13 protein-coding genes and 1 tRNA gene are annotated in these 16700 nt (G+C 70.0%); 9 read left to right on the top strand and 5 right to left on the bottom strand.

The annotated features are described in order from the left end of the window. Positions 1 to 358 precede the first annotated feature (358 nt). The 4 genes from pepN (at position 359) to AVW11_RS12050 (ending at position 7533) form a co-directional block, all read left to right on the top strand. Entirely contained in the window at positions 359 to 2869 is a 2511-nt protein-coding gene (gene pepN, locus AVW11_RS12035; RefSeq protein WP_076043973.1) for an aminopeptidase N, read from the top strand. 467 nt (positions 2870 to 3336) lie between these two features. Further along, positions 3337 to 4719 (top strand): pyridoxal phosphate-dependent decarboxylase family protein, encoded by a 1383-nt coding sequence (locus AVW11_RS12040; RefSeq protein WP_076043974.1) that lies wholly within the window; start codon positions 3337 to 3339, stop codon positions 4717 to 4719. Continuing rightward, positions 4716 to 6125: a lysine N(6)-hydroxylase/L-ornithine N(5)-oxygenase family protein gene (locus AVW11_RS12045; protein ID WP_076043975.1), complete on the top strand. Its 1410-nt coding sequence runs from the start codon at positions 4716 to 4718 to the stop codon at positions 6123 to 6125. The genes AVW11_RS12040 and AVW11_RS12045 overlap by 4 nt, the downstream gene beginning before the upstream one ends. 124 nt (positions 6126 to 6249) lie before the next feature. Beyond that, entirely contained in the window at positions 6250 to 7533 is a 1284-nt protein-coding gene (locus tag AVW11_RS12050) for a HEAT repeat domain-containing protein (RefSeq protein ID WP_076043976.1), read from the top strand. Between the two features lie 138 nt (positions 7534 to 7671). Here the strand turns inward: AVW11_RS12050 and AVW11_RS12055 are convergent, their stop codons facing one another. Continuing rightward, positions 7672 to 9498 carry a bifunctional metallophosphatase/5'-nucleotidase gene (locus AVW11_RS12055; RefSeq protein WP_076043977.1) on the bottom strand — a complete coding sequence of 609 codons (1827 nt, stop codon included), beginning with the start codon at positions 9496 to 9498 and terminating at the stop codon, positions 7672 to 7674. Between the two features lie 126 nt (positions 9499 to 9624). Between AVW11_RS12055 and AVW11_RS12060 the strand changes: the two genes are divergently transcribed. From AVW11_RS12060 to AVW11_RS12075, 4 genes are all read left to right on the top strand, one after another. Next, positions 9625 to 10350 carry an SIMPL domain-containing protein gene (locus AVW11_RS12060; protein WP_076043978.1) on the top strand — a complete coding sequence of 242 codons (726 nt, stop codon included), beginning with the start codon at positions 9625 to 9627 and terminating at the stop codon, positions 10348 to 10350. Positions 10351 to 10496: 146 nt separating this feature from the next. Further along, on the top strand, positions 10497 to 11924 hold the full coding sequence (gene pyk / locus AVW11_RS12065) for a pyruvate kinase (protein WP_030846441.1): 1428 nt from the start codon (positions 10497 to 10499) through the stop codon (positions 11922 to 11924). A 106-nt stretch (positions 11925 to 12030) separates the two neighbouring features. Beyond that, positions 12031 to 12489, top strand: a complete 459-nt coding sequence (locus AVW11_RS12070; RefSeq protein ID WP_076043979.1) for a MarR family transcriptional regulator — start codon at positions 12031 to 12033, stop codon at positions 12487 to 12489. Positions 12490 to 12539: 50 nt separating this feature from the next. Beyond that, on the top strand, positions 12540 to 13124 hold the full coding sequence (locus tag AVW11_RS12075; RefSeq protein ID WP_076043980.1) for a GNAT family N-acetyltransferase: 585 nt from the start codon (positions 12540 to 12542) through the stop codon (positions 13122 to 13124). Here the strand turns inward: AVW11_RS12075 and AVW11_RS12080 are convergent. Together AVW11_RS12080 and AVW11_RS12085 are read right to left on the bottom strand one after the other, a co-directional pair. Further along, positions 13121 to 13885: a helix-turn-helix domain-containing protein gene (locus AVW11_RS12080; protein WP_420856374.1), complete on the bottom strand. Its 765-nt coding sequence runs from the start codon at positions 13883 to 13885 to the stop codon at positions 13121 to 13123. The genes AVW11_RS12075 and AVW11_RS12080 overlap by 4 nt on opposite strands. Before the next feature lie 111 nt (positions 13886 to 13996). Continuing rightward, positions 13997 to 14069 (bottom strand) — tRNA-Leu (locus AVW11_RS12085). Positions 14070 to 14195: 126 nt separating this feature from the next. Between AVW11_RS12085 and AVW11_RS12090 the strand changes: the two genes are divergently transcribed. Further along, positions 14196 to 14822, top strand: a complete 627-nt coding sequence (locus AVW11_RS12090) for an ANTAR domain-containing response regulator (protein ID WP_030846426.1) — start codon at positions 14196 to 14198, stop codon at positions 14820 to 14822. A gap of 72 nt (positions 14823 to 14894) precedes the next feature. Here AVW11_RS12090 and AVW11_RS12095 read toward each other — a convergent pair whose 3' ends face one another. Together AVW11_RS12095 and AVW11_RS38955 are read right to left on the bottom strand one after the other, a co-directional pair. Beyond that, positions 14895 to 15611, bottom strand: a complete 717-nt coding sequence (locus tag AVW11_RS12095; RefSeq protein ID WP_030664901.1) for an ABC transporter ATP-binding protein — start codon at positions 15609 to 15611, stop codon at positions 14895 to 14897. Further along, positions 15608 to 16699, bottom strand: a complete 1092-nt coding sequence (locus AVW11_RS38955) for an ABC transporter ATP-binding protein (protein ID WP_076044000.1) — start codon at positions 16697 to 16699, stop codon at positions 15608 to 15610. The genes AVW11_RS12095 and AVW11_RS38955 overlap by 4 nt, the downstream gene beginning before the upstream one ends. Position 16700: the final 1 nt, after the last annotated feature.

The following is a 16700-nucleotide window of genomic DNA, read 5'->3' on the forward strand; positions in this document are numbered from 1 at the left end:
TCCGACGCACCGCGGCCCCCCTCGCTCAGGCGAGGGGGGCCGCGCTTTTGTGGGCCTGACCTGCACGTTCCCCAAGATCAATTAGGGGATTCTTAGGGGACGAGGTCCGGTACTGGTAGTGGTCTGAGAGTGTGCGCAGAGTGTCCTGAGAGTGCCGAACCGTGGGTCGGGGTCCGACCACTATGGCATCTGACCTGCCACTTCCTGGACTGGGCTGCAGCTCGGAGGCGTGGCCAAGACTCCCTAAAAGATCTTCTCAACTTCATCATCGCCGAGGTCATCCGCCACCACGAGACGATCGCCGCGGGCGAAGAATAGACACTCGGGGTCCGGCCGCCCCCTGCGGCAGCATGGCCCCATGTCCGCACTCAAGCGCAACGAAGCGCAGCTCCGAGCCCAGCTCCTCGACGTCCACCACTACGCCGTCACCCTCGACCTCACCGGCGACGACGACACCTTCGATTCCACCACCCGCATCCGGTTCACCGCCCGGACCAGCGGCGACACCTTCGTGGAGCTGAAGCCGGACACCCTGCGCTCGGCGACCCTCGACGGCAACCCCCTCGACCCGGCCGCCCTCGAAGACAACCGGCTGCCGCTCACCGGCCTCACCCAGGGCCCCCACGAGCTGCACCTCGACACCCGCATGCGCTACTCCCGCACCGGCGAGGGCCTGCACCGCTTCACCGACCCCGCCGACGGCCAGACGTACGTCTACAGCCAGATGTTCCTCGACGACGTCCAAAGGGTCTTCCCGGCCTTCGACCAGCCCGACCTCAAGGCCGTCTTCGAGTTCACCGTCACCGCCCCCGCCCACTGGACCGTCCTCGCCAACGGCATCACCACCCGCCTCGCGGACCGCGACACGGACGGCGCCGGCATCTGGCAGTCCGCCCCCACACCCGTCATCTCCACCTATCTCGCCGCCGTCGCCGCAGGCCCCTGGCACAGCGTGACCACCGAACACGCCGGACTGCCCTTCGGCATCCACTGCCGCCAGTCCCTCGCCGCCCACCTGGACGCCGACGCCGACGAAATCCTCTCCATCACCAAGGCCTGCTTCGACCGCTACCAGGTCAAGTTCACCGAGCCCTACCCCTTCGACTCCTACGACCAGGCGTTCGTCCCCGAGTTCAACGCCGGCGCCATGGAGAACCCCGGCCTCGTCACCTTCCGCGACGAGTTCATCTACCGCTCCGCCGTCACCGACACCGAACGCCAGTCCCGCGCCATGGTCATCGCCCACGAGATGGCCCACATGTGGTTCGGCGACCTCGTCACCCTCGCCTGGTTCGACGACATCTGGCTCAACGAGTCCTTCGCCGAATACATGGGCTACCAGACCCTCACCGAAGCCACCCGCTTCACCGACACCTGGACCGACTTCGGCGTCACCCGCAAGCCCTGGGGCTACGACGCCGACCAGCGCCCCTCCACCCACCCCGTCGCCCCCACCCCCGACGACGTCCCCGACACCGCCTCCGCCCTCCTCAACTTCGACGGCATCTCCTACGCCAAGGGCGCCTCCGCCCTGCGCCAACTCGTCGCCTGGCTCGGCGAGAAGGACTTCCTGGCCGGCATCAACACCCACTTCGCCCGCCACAAGTTCGCCAACGCCTCCCTCGCCGACTTCATCGACTCCCTCGCCGCCCACACCGACCGCGACGTCCGCGCCTGGGCCGACGCCTGGCTGCGTACCACCGGCATCGACACCCTCACCCCGCGCATCGAGGACCCCGAGGGCGCCAACGGCTGGACCCTCACCGTCGACCGCGACGGCAGCCGCCCCCACCACATCGCCGTCGGCGTCTACGACCACGACCCCGTCGACGACCGCATCCTCGAACTGCGTGAACTCCTCGACCTCGACGTCCCCTCCGACGAGATCATCTCGGCCGGCGGCACCCGCCCCGCGCTGCTCCTCCTCAACGACGCCGACCTCACCTACACCAAGGTCCGCCTCGACGACACCTCCCTCGAAACCGTCCTGCGCAACCTGTCCGGCATCCCCGAAGCCCTCACCCGCGCCGTCGTCTGGAACTGCCTGCGCGACATGGTCCGCGACGGCGAACTCGACCCGCAGGCCTACCTGGCCACCGCCGGCGCCCACCTCCCCGCCGAACACGACCTCGCCATCGTCCAGGGCGTCCTCGCCTTCGCCCGCACCCAGATCGCCGACCACTACGTCGCCCCCGAGGGCCGGCCCGAGGCACTGGCCACCCTCACCACCATCGCCCGCGACCTGCTCCGCCGCACCGAGGACGGCTCCGAACCCGGCATGCGGCTCACCGCCGTACGCACCCTCGTCGGCAGCGCCACCCAGCCCGACACCATCGCCGCCTGGCTCGCCGACGACACCGTCCCCGGCGGCCCCGTCCTCGACCCCGAACTGCGCTGGCGCATCCTCACCCGCCTCGCCGTCCTCGGCGCCGTCGGCGAGAGCGACATCGACGCGGCCCTCGCCGCCGACCCCAGCGCCACAGGCGAGGAAGGCGCCGCCCGCTGCCACGCAGCCCTCCCCACCCCCGAGGCCAAAGCCGCCGCCTGGGACCGCCTCTTCCACGACGACAGCCTCTCCAACTACCTCTTCAGCGCCACCGCCCAAGGCTTCTGGCAGCCCGAACAGGCCGACCTCGTAGCGGAGTACGTCACCCGCTACTACCCCGAAGCCGTCGCCCTCGGCGCCCGCCGCGGCCCCGCCATCGGCGAAGCCGCGGGCCGCTACGCCTTCCCCGCCCACGCCGTCGACGAAGCCAACCTCAAGGCCGGCCAGGCCTGCCTCGCCGACCCGGACGTCATCCCGCTCCTGCGCCGCAAGCTCGTGGACCAACTGGACGACCTGTCCCGAGCCCTCCGCATCCGAGGCTGACCCTCACCCCCCCTGCGGGGGCTCGGCGGAACGGGGGCCGGTGCCGGTCCGGGGCACCGCCCGGGACTGCATGATGTATGGCGCCTTCACGGCAGTGCCCCGCAGGGGCATACGTCCCGGTCGACACCCCGGCCCGTCCCCGACCCCGGCGGGGCCGCGCGGCCGGTGACGGGGGCGGGGCGGGGTGCTGTCCGGGACGTAAAACGTGATTTGTTGGCGCGGTGACCGCCTGCGCGGGACGCTCCTGCGAAGGCGCCATAAATCATGCAGTCCCGGACGGCATCCCGCCCCGACCCCGGCACCGGCACCCCGCCTCCGGCAACGCCGACCCCCGCACCCCGCCTCCGGCAACGCCCACCCCGCCGCCGAGTCGGACAAACCCCGGCGGTTACCCCATTCGGGTCTGATCGTTGTACTGCTCGGGTGTCCCGCGCCGCACGGCACCCGGCCAGCCCCCGGAGGTCCCGTTGACAGCGCCGCACGGCAACCCGCTCGCCGGCGGAGCAACCGGCCCCCAGGCCCTGCGCCCCCTCCTCGACACCGTCCTCGACGCCCTGCGCACCGGCACCGCCGAACGCCGCGGCCCCCTCCCCGCCGGCGGCCCCGACGCCGTCACCGCCCACGTCCGCGCAACGCTCGGCACCGTACTCCCCGACCACGGCACCGGCGACCACGAAGCCCTCCGCACCCTCGTCCACGCCCTCGCCGCCGGCGCCGCAGACCCCGCCGACCCCCTCTGCGCCGCCCACCTCCACTGCCCGCCGCTCGCCGTCGCCACCGCCGCCGACCTCGCCGCCGGCGCCCTCAACCCCTCCCTCGACTCCTGGGACCAGGCCCCCGCCGCCTCCGCCATCGAAGCCCTCCTCACCCGCACCCTCGCCGCCGAGTTCTACGACACCCCCCACCCCGACGCCCTCGTCACCACCGGCGGCACCGAAGCCAACCAACTCGCCCTGCTCCTCGCCCGCGAACGCCACGGCCCCCACCTCACCGTCCTGCACGGAGCCAACGCCCACCACTCCGTCCCCCGCGCCGCCTGGCTCCTCGGCCTGCCCCCGGCCACCGAACTCCCCACACCCGCCGGCGTCCTCGACCCGGCCCGCCTCGCCGACGCCCTCGCCGCCACCCCCGGCCCCACCCTCGTCACCGCCACCGCCGGCACCACCGACGCAGGACTCATCGACCCCCTCCCCGCCATCGCCGACCTCTGCGAACACCACGGCGCCGACCTCCACATCGACGCCGCATACGGCGGCCTCCTCACCCTCAGCCCCCGCCACCGGCACCGACTCACCGGCCTCGGCCGCGCCCACTCCCTCACCGTCGACCTGCACAAACTCGGCTGGCAGCCCGTCGCCGCAGGACTCCTCGCCGTCCCCGACACCACGCTCCTCGCCCCCCTCGCCCACCAGGCCGACTACCTCAACGCCACCGACGACACCGACGCCGGCCTCCCCGACCTCCTCGGCCGCTCCCTGCGCACCACCCGCCGCCCCGACGCCGTCAAGATCGCCGCAACCCTGCGCTCACTCGGCCGCAACGGCCTCGCCCACCTCATCGACCGCACCTGCGAACTCGCACACCACCTCGCCCAGCGCCTCGACGCCCACCCCGGCTTCGAACTCCACTCCCCACCCACCATCAGCACCGTCCTCTTCCGGCCCACCCGCGCCACCGACGACGAGCTCGCCACCCAGCGCCGCGCCCTCCTCCACCAAGGCCGCGCCGTCCTCGGCCGCACCCACGCCGACGGCCGCCTGTGGCTCAAAGCCACCCTGCTCAACCCGCACACCACGGCGGGAGACCTGGACACCCTCATCGCCCTCCTGGAAGGCAGCACCCACCGATGACCGCCCAGCTCGATGCACCCCACGACCTCGTCGGAATCGGCATCGGACCGTCCAACCTGTCCCTCGCCGCCCTCGCCCACGGCCTCCCCCACCAAGGAGCCGGCGAACTCGCCACCGCCTTCTACGAGCAGCGCCGCGACTTCCGCTGGCACCCCGGACTCCTCATCGACGGAACCACCCTCCAAGTCCCCTTCCTCGCCGACCTCGTCACCCTCGCCGACCCCTCCAGCCCCTGGAGCTTCCTCAGCTACCTCAAGCACAAGGAACGGCTCTACCCCTTCTACTTCGCCGAGCAGTTCCACATCCACCGCGCCGAATACGACGCCTACTGCCGCTGGGTCGCAGGCCGCGTCCCCGGACTCCACTTCGGCCACCAGGTCGACGCCGTCCGCTGGAACCCCGAACGCGACCTCTTCGAAGTCGACTTCACCCAGCTCGACCCCGCCGGCGAAGCCGAAGCCCTCGGCCGCACCCACACCCGCAACCTCGCCCTCGGCATCGGCACCGCCCCCCACATCCCCGACCCCCTGCGCCCCCTCGCCGAAGCCCCCACCGTCCCCGTCATCCACTCCGCCGACTACCTCGACAACCGCCAGCGCATCCTCGCCGCCGAACACGTCACCGTCATCGGATCGGGCCAGTCCGGCGCCGAAGTCTTCCTCGACCTGCTCCGCGCCCGCCCCGCCGGCCGCGAACGCCTCACCTGGCTCGCCCGCACCCCCTCCTTCGCCCCCATGGAGTACTCCAAACTCGGCCTCGAACACTTCACCCCCGACTACACCCGCTACTTCCACTCCCTCCCCGAACCCGTACGCGACCACCTCGTCCCCGCCCAATGGCAGCTCCACAAGGGCATCGACACCGCCACCATCGCCGCCATCCACGACGAGCTCTACCGCCGCACCCTCCACGGCGGCTGGCCCGACGCCGTCCTCACCCCCGGAGTCACCGTCCGCACCGCCGGACGCGTCGCCACCACCAAGGTCGAACTCCACCTCGAACACACCGAACAGGGCGCCCGCTCCCGCCTCACCACCGACGCCGTCGTCCTCGCCACCGGCTACCGCGAACGACCCCTCACCCGACTCCTCGCAGGCCTCGACCCCTACCTGCGCAAGGACTCCTCCGGCCGCCCCCGCATCGACGACCGCTACCGGATGATCCTCGACCCCTCCGTCACCGGCAGCATCTTCGTCCAGAACGGCGAACGCCACACCCACGGCGTCGGCGCCCCCGACCTCGGCCTCGCCGCCTGGCGCAGCGCCGCCATCCTCAACACCCTCACCGGCAAAGAGCCCTACCCCCAGCCCCCACGCACCGCCTTCACCACCTTCGGCCTCGAACCCCGCCCGGAACCCCACCCCCGGCCCACCGTCGAACTCCGCCCCCTCGCCGACCACGCCTGACCCGCCCGCCCGCCCCCGGCCGGGACCCCCGCCACCCCCAGGCCCCGGCCACAAAAACCATGCGGGCGCATCAGACCGGCTGCCGTAGGCTGACCAGCGCAGACGCCACGGGGGGAGCACAATCATGCGCACGGACGGACACGCGAGCGCTCGGACGGAAAGCCCGCTGGCCGCAGCCGCCAGGGCCGGTGACAAGCTCCGCGTGCAACAGCTCCTGGAAGAACGCGACTTCTCGCCCTACCAGGGCCGCGACCACGAGACCGCAGCCTTCACCGCGGCCGTCCAGTCCTTCCACACCGACATCGCCGACATGCTCCTCAGATACGGGGCCGATCCCGCCCGGGTCGCCCCCGACGAGCTGCCCTCCCTACGCGAAGCCGTCGACTCGGGCTCGCCCGCACTGGTCGAAGCCCTGACCGCCCGCGACATCCTGGACAGGTACCCGACATCCGAGCTGGAGGACATGCGGGACCTGGCACGCACCTGGCACGAGAGCGGAACCGAGGCCGAACTGCGCCGCCGAACCGGCTCCCCGGACGCCATCGCCCACACCCGCGTCCAGGACGACGAATACTCCACCGTCGGCGAACTCACCCTCGGCGCACTGACCGTACGGGACGGACACGGAGCCATCCTCACCATCCTGGAGGAGAGGCTCGCCATCCGCACCCCGTGCGAGGAACTCATCACCCGCGCCCTGGAGCGCGACGCGAATCACCCGGCGTGGTCTCAATCCGCGATCATGCTCTCCCACCGACGCGAACAGGAATCCTGGGCCGCGGCCGAGACCCTGCGGACCGCCACCGACCCCTCCCGCCGGCTGTTCGGCGCCAAACTGATGCGACTGTTCGAGCTCTTCGCCGACAGCCACGACGAGGAATACTGCGTCCTCGCCGTCGCCGCCCTCACGGACTGGTCCGCCGACGAGACCGACCCCGGCGTCCTGGCAGAGGTGCTGTACGGCCTCTCCTCGTACCAAGGCCTGCGCGCCGAAGCAGCCCTCCTGGCACACCTCGGCCACCAGGACACCGGGGTCCGGCATGCGGTGGCCGCCGGCCTCGGCACGTCCCCGGACCCCGGACACCTGTCCGGCGAAGCCCGCGCGGCACTCCTGACGCTGATGGACGACCCGGACACCGACGTACGGATCGCCGCCTGCGGCAGTGCCGCCGAGATCGCCGACGGCGACCCCGCACTGACCCACGCCATGGCGGCCCTCCTCGACCACCCGGACCGCCGGGTCCAGCTCGCCGCCGTCCACGGTCTCGCACGCCACGACGACGAGCGGTGCGTGCAAGCCGCACAACGCCTCGGCCCGCCGCGGCCCGGCTTCCGCGACGAGGAGCGCTCCTACCTGGAAGCGGCCTGGCGGTACGAATGGCGCCGCGAGCAGGAGACACGACCCTGACCTGACACACACCAGGCTCACCAGGGCAGGGGCAGGGGCATGGGCAGCGGCGGCAGCCGCCCCGGTCCGGCGCCGACGCAGGGCACCGGACCGGGCACACACCGCACGCCGCGGGGCCCGCCCTTCGGGCCGCCGGCGCTACTGTGCGGACACGGCCTGGAACACCGGCACGCCCGCCCGCGTCAGCCGCCAGTCCACCGAAGCGAACTGCGCCGGATCGATCGTCCCCTTCGCCTTCACCCACTGGACGATCGTGTTGCGGATCTCGTCCGAGTTCGACCACAACTGCTTCGCCTGCGGCACGTGCGGGAAGTTCCCACCACCCGACGCCCGGTAGTTGTTCACCGCCAGCACGAACTGAGCCGCCGGATCCACCGCCTTCCCCTGGAAGGACAGCCCCGAGATCCGCGAACCCGCCGGCTGCGCAATGTCGATGTCGTACACCAGCCCGTACACCGCGTCGTAGTTGTAGTCCGGGATGCCCTCCGCGTTCGTCAGCTTCGCCGGATCCACCGCGTCACCCGGCGCCGTCCGCACGAAATACCGCGCCGAGTACTCCAGATAGTCCTTCAGCTGCGCACCCGTCAGCAGCCGCGCCTCCATCGTGTTCTCGAACGGGTACAGCCCCGCCGCATCCCTGATCGTCACCTGCCCGGCCGGGATCGCCGCCGTCCGCGAGAAGCACGAAGCCTGCGACAGCACCGGAAGCGCCGCCCACTGCGAACCCGCCAGCGCCGCCTTCACCGTCTCCGCCTGCACATGGTTGATCAGGTCGATGATCGGCACGTCCTTGACCGGACCCTCCGCCGAGGACATCGCCTGAGTCGAGGTGCCGATCACCTGGTTCACGTACGCCACGACCTTGCGGTGCTCGTCCGACAGCAGCCGCGTGATCTTCGCGTCCTCCGCCACCGTGTTCGAGTTCAGCACCTTCGCCGCGACCTTCGCCACCGACCAGCGGCCCTTCTCCCACACCAGCTCGAAGTCGAACAGCGTCAGCCGCTGCCCCCACTTCAGCGGCTCCGACAGCACCACGTCCTTACCGGTCGCCTTGTTCTTCACCCGGTACTCGGGGATCTCCGTGTGCGCGTGCCCCACCAGGATCGCGTCGATCCCCGGCACCTGCTCCGCCACCAGCGCCGCCGCGTTCTCGATGTACGGCAGCTGGTCACCGTAGGACGACGTACCGCTCGACCCCGAGTGCGCCGACACGATCACCACGTCCGCACCCATCGAACGCAGCCGCGGCACATACTTCGCCGCCTGCTCCTCCAGCCCCGGGAACGTCATCTTCCCCTGCACGTTCGCCTTGTCCCACAGCGCGATGCCCGGGTTCGTCAACCCCAGCACCGCCACCTTCACGTCCCGACCGCAAGGCGTGCGCAGCTTGTGCATGCTGTACGGCGCGAACGCCGGCTTCAGCGTCTTCGCATCCAGCGCGTTCGCCCCCAGCAACGGGAAGTCGCACTGCTCCTCGAACTTCCGCAGCACCGGAATGCCGTAGTTGAACTCGTGGTTTCCCAGCGCCGCCGCGTCATAGCCGATCGCGTTCATCGCCTGCGCCATCGGGTGCACCGGACCACGCCGCGCCGTGATCGGATCGACCTTCGCGTAGTAGTACGACAGCTGCGTGCCCTGGATGGTGTCACCCGCGTCGATCAGCAGCGTGTTGCGCCGCCCCTTCTCCGCCCGCACCTGCTCCACCAGCGTCGAGATCTTCGCCAGACCGACGTCGTTGTGCGCCTTGTCGTCGAACTCCTTGTCCGTGAAGTAGTCCCAGTTGAAGACGTTCCCGTGCAGGTCGGTCGTCCCCATCACCGTGAACGCGTACGTCCGCGGCCCCTTCGCCTTCGCATCCTGCACCCCGGCGGCCGCCGACGCCGGGGTGCTCGCGGCCCCCGCCAGCGCCACGGCCGCACCCGTCGCGGCCGTGGTCCCTATGAAAGTCCTGCGGTCGAACGCCATGCCATCTCCCTCTTACGGCTGAACAACGCGCGTAGATTCTGACCCGGCAGTAACAGGCCGCAACACCCCTGCCAGGTTTCGATCCGGTGACCACCCCCGAACGGGCGACAGTGCGAGAGTGAATCCATGACCCAGGACGCAGCGCACACACCGCACGCATCCCACCAGCCCTACGGCACCCCCGAAGTACCCCGCGTAGCAGTCCGCGGCGAAGCCCGCCTCGAAGTCGACCCCGAGATCGCCCGCATCGGCATCACTGTCAACGCCCGCGGTACCGACCGCCGCACGGCACTCGAAGACCTCACCCGCCGCAACAACACCGTCCTCGACCTCATCAAAAGCTACGGCGACCCCGTCGAAAAACTCGAAACCGGCGCCCTCTCCATCACGCCCGAACTCACCCGCCACGGCCGCGCCGAACGCGTCCGCGCCTACCACGGCCGAGTCCACATCACCGCCGAACTCAGCGACTTCACCGCCCTCGGCGAACTCACCACCCGCCTTGCCGACCTCGAACTCACCCAGGTCGACGGTCCCTGGTGGGCCCTGCGCCCCACCTCACCCGCCCACGGCGAAGCCCGCCGCCAAGCCGTGCTCGAAGCCGTCCAACGCGCCCGCGAATACGCAGAAGCCCTCGGCGCCCGCCTCGCCGCCCTCGTCGAACTCGCCGACCTCGGAGCCGAGAACGCCGCCCCCTTCCCCCAGGCCCCCGGCGGCTCCGGCATGCGGACCATGGCCTTCAGCACCGCCACCGAGGACGCCGGCCCCCCGCCGCTCGACCTCGAACCCCAGCGCCAGACCGTCTACGCCCAGGTGAACGCACGCTTCACCATGACCCCGCCGCAACTCTGAAACGCGGATAAAAAGGGCCCCCGGGGGTGCTCATCAGAGCACCCCCACGCACATTCAACAATTGTCAACAACCTTTCGCCCATTGGTTGTTGAGAGGACACCAGGAAGCGATTACCTACCCGTTGGTAGGGGAATAGGCTCGCCCCATGCGCCGAGCGAAAATCGTATGTACCCTGGGCCCCGCCACCGACTCATACGACCAGATCAAAGCACTGGTCGAAGCCGGAATGGACATCGCACGCCTCAACCTCAGCCACGGCACCTACGCCGAACACGAGGAGCGCTACCAGCGCGTACGCAAGGCCTCCGACGAGACCGGCCGCAGCGTCGGCATCCTCGCCGACCTTCAAGGCCCGAAGATCCGCCTCGGCCGCTTCCACGAAGGACCCGTACTCCTTGAACGCGGCGACGACTTCACCATCACCGTCGAAGACCACGAAGGCGACCGCCACACCTGCGGCACCACCTACAAAGGACTCGCCGCAGACGTCACCACCGGCGAACGCATCCTCGTCGACGACGGCCGCGTCACCCTCGAAGTCACCCACGTCGACGGACCCCGCGTCCACACCCGCGTCATCGAAGGCGGCATGGTCTCCGACCACAAAGGCCTCAACCTCCCCGGCGTAGCCGTCTCCGTCCCCGCCCTCTCCGACAAGGACATCGAAGACCTCCGCTGGGCCCTGCGCACCGGCGCCGACGTCATCGCCCTCTCCTTCGTCCGCAGCGGCCGCGACATCGAAGACGTCCACCGCATCATGGACGAAGAAGGCCGCCGCCTCCCCGTCATCGCCAAGATCGAAAAGCCCCAGGCCGTCGACAACATCGACGACATCGTCGCCGCCTTCGACGGCATCATGGTCGCCCGCGGCGACCTCGGCGTCGAAATGCCCCTGGAACACGTCCCCATCGTCCAGAAGCGCGCCATCAAACTCGCCAAGCGCAACGCCAAACCCGTCATCGTCGCCACCCAGATGCTCGACTCGATGATCGACAACTCCCGCCCCACCCGCGCCGAAGCCTCCGACGTCGCCAACGCCGTCATCGACGGCACCGACGCCGTCATGCTCTCCGGCGAGACCAGCGTCGGCAAATACCCCGTCGAAACCGTCCGCACCATGTCCCGCATCGTCGAAGCCGCCGAAGAGGACATCCTCGCCAAGGGCCTCCCGCCCCTCACCGACCGCAACAAGCCCCGCACCCAAGGCGGAGCCGTCGCCCGCGCCGCCGCCGAAATGGGCGACTTCCTCGACGCCAAATTCCTCATCGCCTTCACCCAGAGCGGCGACACCGTTCGCCGACTCTCCCGCTACCGCTCACCCATCCCCCTCCTCGCCTTCACCCCCGACCCCGCCACCCGCTCCCAGCTCAACCTCACCTGGGGCGTCGAAACCTTCCTCGGCCCCCACGTCGACTCCACCGACGCCATGGTCGCCCAGGTCGAAGAAGAACTCCTGCGCATCGGCCGCTGCGTCCCCGGCGACACCGTCGTCATCACCGCCGGCTCACCCCCCGGCGTCAGCGGCTCCACCAACCTCGTCCGCATCCACCACATCGGCGACCCCGTCCGCTGACCCCCACACCCACCACCGCGCCGGGCCCCACCGAACGGCCCGGCGCGCCACGACCACCACAACACCCCTTGACCCCAAGTCCACTTGAGGTCCTACGGTCACCCACATGACCACCACCCGGCAGTACTCCCGCGAACAACTCGCCGCCCAGCCCATCGGCCACTGGAGCCGCACGGCCGCCGACCTCGTCATCGCAGGCCTCCGCACCGCCCTCGCCGAGGAACACCTCACCCAGCCCCACTGGTGGGCCCTCAACCACGTCGCCGGCGCCCCCGGCACATGGACCCGCCCCGCCCTCACCGCGAAGCTCACCCCGTACGACGACCAGCACACCGACTTCGACACCGTCTACGACGACCTCGCAGCCCGCGGCTGGCTCACCGAGACCACCGACGGCCTCACCCTGACCGAGACGGGAGAGGCCGGACGCCTCCGCGCCCACGACCGCAACGCCAAGGTCCACACGAGGCTGCGAGAAGGCATCGACGACGCCGCATACGCCGCCACGATCGACGTCCTGCGCCGCATCGTCGCCAACCTCGGCGGCGACGGCGACCTGCCGTAGCCGAAGAAAGGGCTGGCGACAGACCCCGGCCGCCCAGTAGGAAGGGCGCCATGAGCACCTCCATACGGACCTTCGCCCGCACCACGCTCGACCTCGGCGACGCGCAGCTCCACCCCTGGGGCCGCAACCCCGCCGGACCGGAACTCCTCGACGACCTCGTCGCCGCCGCGGCCGACCCGAAGATCGCCCTCTGGAACCCCCTCGCCGCTGCCGACCACAAAGCCGCCCAGGCCTGGCTCGACGCCCGCGAGGACGGCTGGGACCGGGGCGCGGGCGCCGCCTTCGCGGTCCTGTCCGCCACCGACGGCGCCCTGCTCGGCACCGTCAACCTCCGCTGGGTCGACCGCGCCGACGGCCTGGCCATGATCGGCTACTGGTTCCTGCCGGACGCCCGCGGCCGCGGCCTCGCCACCCGCGCCACCCGGGCGGTCACCACCTGGGGCTTCCGCACGGGGGGCGCCCGCCGGATCGAACTCGCCCACGCCGCCGGCAACGAGGCCTCCTGCCGCGTCGCCGACCGCTGCGGCTACCTCCCCGAGGGCGTCCTGCGCGAGTCCCACCTCTTCGGCGACGGCCGCCACCACGACGAACACCTCCACGCCCGCCTCGCCACCGACCCGGAACCGGGCCCCTAGCACTTCGGCCCGATGTGGGCGTCCATGAGGGCGACGCAGTCCTTGCGGGCGATGGAGATGTTGAAGGGGTCGCTGCCGCGCGCGAGGACGGTCCACCGGACGCCGACCTTCGCGAGGGTGTCGGTGCAGAGCTTCCGGATGTCGTCGGACTTGTTCGTGAAGAAGTACCGCGGGTACTCGTAACGCTTGCCGTTGCGCACCGTCCAGTTGGTGACCCGACACCCGTCGGAGTGGATCAGCCCCCGGAGGAACTCCCACGGGTGCGCGTCGACGATCTCCTGCTGCCAGTCCTCCAGGACGATCCGCCGCTCGTGCTTCTTCCCGGGCCCGTGCTGCGGGAACAGGCACGTCCAGTGCCATGTGTACGACTTGACTTCGACGCAGCCGTGCTGCCGGCGCCGGCCCACCTTCGGCTGGGGCATGACCCGGTGCATGGCTTCTTCCGCTGCGTCGATGAGCCCCGGCTGTGACGCGTTGCAGAAGATGGACAGGTGGTGCTGCTTGTACTTGGAGATGATGTGGCCGTCTCCGAGGTACAGGCCCAGGAGGTAGGCGTAGGCGGGCCGGTCCATTTCCCGAGTTGTGCAGCGCGGACAATCGGTGGGTTGGACGTACACCTCGCCGCGCTGTCTGCGGTCCTCGTGTCGCCACCAGCCGACTGTTCCTCGGGGGATGCCCAGGTGCTCGGCCACGACCCTGTTGGTCACACCTCTGCGCAGCAGAAGGACTGCTTCTTCGCGTATCGCGGGATTGTGCTCCACGTACGGGAGCTTTGCCGACATTCGGCCGGTCGGTCGCAATTCGAAGTTTCGTTCACTGCGACGAGTGAAGATCGCAAAATTCGCTTGGCGACCTTGAAATCGAAGGAGAAGTACCCCGGGTCGGATTCGAACCGACGCTGAATGGGTTTTGAATCCATCGCCTCTACCGCTGGGCTACCGGGGCCCCTTCGAAATGAAGGATACAGAAGACCCTCCGTGTCACAAACATACAGGAGCTAGGTAGGCTCGGGGGAGCTGAATCGCCTTGCAACAAGGAGCCCCCGTGACCGCCGAGCACGAGTCGACGCCCATGCCCGACGCCGACCAGTCGCACGTTCCGCCGCTGACGACCCGGGTCGTCATCGCCGAGGACGAGGCGCTCATCCGTCTCGACCTCAAAGAGATGCTCGAAGAAGAGGGCTACTCCGTCGTCGGCGAGGCCGGCGACGGGCAGACGGCCGTCGAGCTCGCCCGCGAGCACCGGCCCGACCTGGTCATCCTCGACGTGAAGATGCCCGTCCTGGACGGGATCTCCGCCGCCGAGAAGATCGCGCAGGAGTCCATCGCCCCCGTCCTGATGCTGACGGCGTTCTCGCAGCGCGACCTCGTCGAGCGGGCCCGGGACGCCGGGGCCATGGCGTACCTCGTGAAGCCGTTCAGCAAGAGCGACGTGGTGCCGGCCATCGAGATGGCCGTGTCCCGGTTCGCCGAGCTGCGCGCGCTGGAGCAGGAGGTCGCCGACCTCTCGCAGCGGCTGGAGACCCGCAAGCTGGTCGACCGGGCGAAGAGCATCCTGCAGACGCAGTACGGGCTGACCGAGCCGGCGGCCTTCCGCTGGATCCAGAAGTCGTCCATGGACCGCCGCATGTCCATGCAGCAGGTCGCCGAGGTGGTCATCGAGGACGCCGAGGCGAAGAAGAAGGAGAGCGGGAAGTAGTTCCCGTCCCGGGCTTCCCGGAACATGCGTGAGGCCCGCCTCCCCCGAGGGAGGCGGGCCTCACACGTTGTGTCAGTCCTCGCCGAGGTAGGCCTTGCGGACGTCCTCGTTGTGGAGGAGGTCCTGGCCGGTGCCGGAGAGGACGATCTTGCCGATCTCCATGACGTGCGCCTGGTCGGCGAGGGAGAGCGCCGCCTGGGCGTTCTGCTCGACGAGGAGGATCGTCATGCCCGAGGCCTTGAGCTCGGAGATGGTCGACATGATCTTCTGCATCATCAGCGGGGAGAGGCCCATGGAGGGCTCGTCCAGCATGAGGAGCTTCGGCTGGCACATGAGCGCGCGGCCCATGGCGAGCATCTGCTGCTCACCGCCCGAGAGGGTGCCGGCGGCCTGCTTGCGACGCTCGCCCAGGATGGGGAAGAGGTCGTAGGCGCGCTGGATGTCCTTCTCGATGCCGTCCTTGTCGCTGCGGAGGAAGGCGCCGAGCTGGAGGTTCTCCTCGATCGTCAGCCGGGGGAAGATGTGGCGGCCCTCGGGGGAGTGCGCCAGCTTCAGGGCGACGATCTTGTGGGCGGGGACGCCGACCAGGGGCTGGCCGTCGAAGGTGATGCTGCCCGCGGTGGGCTTCAGGAGCCCGGAGAGGGTGCGCAGGGTGGTCGTCTTGCCGGCGCCGTTGGTGCCGACGAGGCAGACGATCTCGCCTTCGTTGACTTCGAAGGAGATTCCCTTGACGGCTTCGATCTTGCCGTAGGCGACCTTGAGGTCCTCGACCTTGAGCAGTGCGGTCACTTGGCCTCTCCTTCCGTGCGGGTGGTGCTGGTGGTGCTGTCCGCGTCGGCGGCCGGGGCCGAGTCGGTGGGGGCCTCGGTGTCCGGGTCGGCCGCGGGGGCCTCGTCGTCGTCCGTGGCTTCCGTCTCGGTCTCGGCGGCAGCTTCGGCGGCCTCAGGCTCGGCCTCAGCCTCAGCCTCGACCTCAGCCTCAGCGTCGGCCTCGGCCTCGGGCTCGGCCTCCGCGTCGGCCGCGGCTTCGGCGTGGGCCTCTGCGGCCTCGACCTCGGCGATCTCCGCCGCGCCCGGCTCGCCCTCGAAGGGGGTGCCGAGGTAGGCCGCGATGACGCGCTCGTCGCCCTGGACCTCGGAGGCGGTGCCTTCGATGAGCTTCTCGCCCTGGACGAGACAGGCGACGCGGTCGCAGAGGTTGAAGATGAAGCGCATGTCGTGCTCGATGACGAGTACGGCGATGCCCATGTCCCGGATCGCGAAGATGAGCTCTTCGGCGGCGCGGGTCTCCTGCGGGTTCATGCCGGCGGTGGGCTCGTCCAGGAGGATGAGGCCGGGGTCGCTGGCGAGTGCGCGGGCGATCTCCAGCTTGCGCTGCTCGCCGTAGGGGAGGTTCTTCGCGAGGTGGTCGGCCTTGTGCTCCAGGCCGATGAACTCGAGGAGTTCCATGGCGCGTGCCTCGCTGGCGGCTTCGGCCTTCTTGAAGCCGGGGCCGCGCAGCAGGGCGGACCAGAGGCCTTCCTTGGTACGGGTGTGGCGTCCGACGAGGACGTTCTCCATCACCGTCATGTTGTGGAAGAGCCGGATGTTCTGGAAGGTGCGGGCGATGCCGGCCTCGGTGACCCGGTGGGGCTTGGGCGGGAGGACCGTGCCCTTGTAGCTGACGGAGCCCTCGGTGGGGACGTACAGCCCGGTGAGGCAGTTGAAGAAGGTGGTCTTGCCGGCGCCGTTGGGGCCGATGAGTCCGACGATCTCGCCTGCGTTGACCTGGAGGTCGACGCCCTTGACGGCGGTGAGGCCGCCGAAGCGCATGGTGACGCCCTTGGCTTCGAGGACCGTGGTCTTCGTGGTGGTCGTGGTGTCCGTGGTGGTCGTCATG

The sequence above is a fragment of the Streptomyces amritsarensis genome (genome assembly GCF_001953875.1).
Taxonomy (GTDB): domain Bacteria; phylum Actinomycetota; class Actinomycetes; order Streptomycetales; family Streptomycetaceae; genus Streptomyces; species Streptomyces amritsarensis.

What these genes read in the sequence shown, in the direction of transcription:
- AVW11_RS38955 (WP_076044000.1), bottom strand. Translation starts at nt 16,699, where the DNA reads ATGACGACCACCACGGACACCACGACCACCACGAAGACCACGGTCCTC.
- AVW11_RS12090 (WP_030846426.1), top strand. Translation starts at nt 14,196, where the DNA reads ATGCCCGACGCCGACCAGTCGCACGTTCCGCCGCTGACGACCCGGGTC.
- AVW11_RS12050 (WP_076043976.1), top strand. Translation starts at nt 6,250, where the DNA reads ATGCGCACGGACGGACACGCGAGCGCTCGGACGGAAAGCCCGCTGGCC.
- AVW11_RS12070 (WP_076043979.1), top strand. Translation starts at nt 12,031, where the DNA reads ATGACCACCACCCGGCAGTACTCCCGCGAACAACTCGCCGCCCAGCCC.
- AVW11_RS12075 (WP_076043980.1), top strand. Translation starts at nt 12,540, where the DNA reads ATGAGCACCTCCATACGGACCTTCGCCCGCACCACGCTCGACCTCGGC.
- AVW11_RS12060 (WP_076043978.1), top strand. Translation starts at nt 9,625, where the DNA reads ATGACCCAGGACGCAGCGCACACACCGCACGCATCCCACCAGCCCTAC.
- pepN (WP_076043973.1), top strand. Translation starts at nt 359, where the DNA reads ATGTCCGCACTCAAGCGCAACGAAGCGCAGCTCCGAGCCCAGCTCCTC.
- AVW11_RS12045 (WP_076043975.1), top strand. Translation starts at nt 4,716, where the DNA reads ATGACCGCCCAGCTCGATGCACCCCACGACCTCGTCGGAATCGGCATC.
- AVW11_RS12055 (WP_076043977.1), bottom strand. Translation starts at nt 9,498, where the DNA reads ATGGCGTTCGACCGCAGGACTTTCATAGGGACCACGGCCGCGACGGGT.
- pyk (WP_030846441.1), top strand. Translation starts at nt 10,497, where the DNA reads ATGCGCCGAGCGAAAATCGTATGTACCCTGGGCCCCGCCACCGACTCA.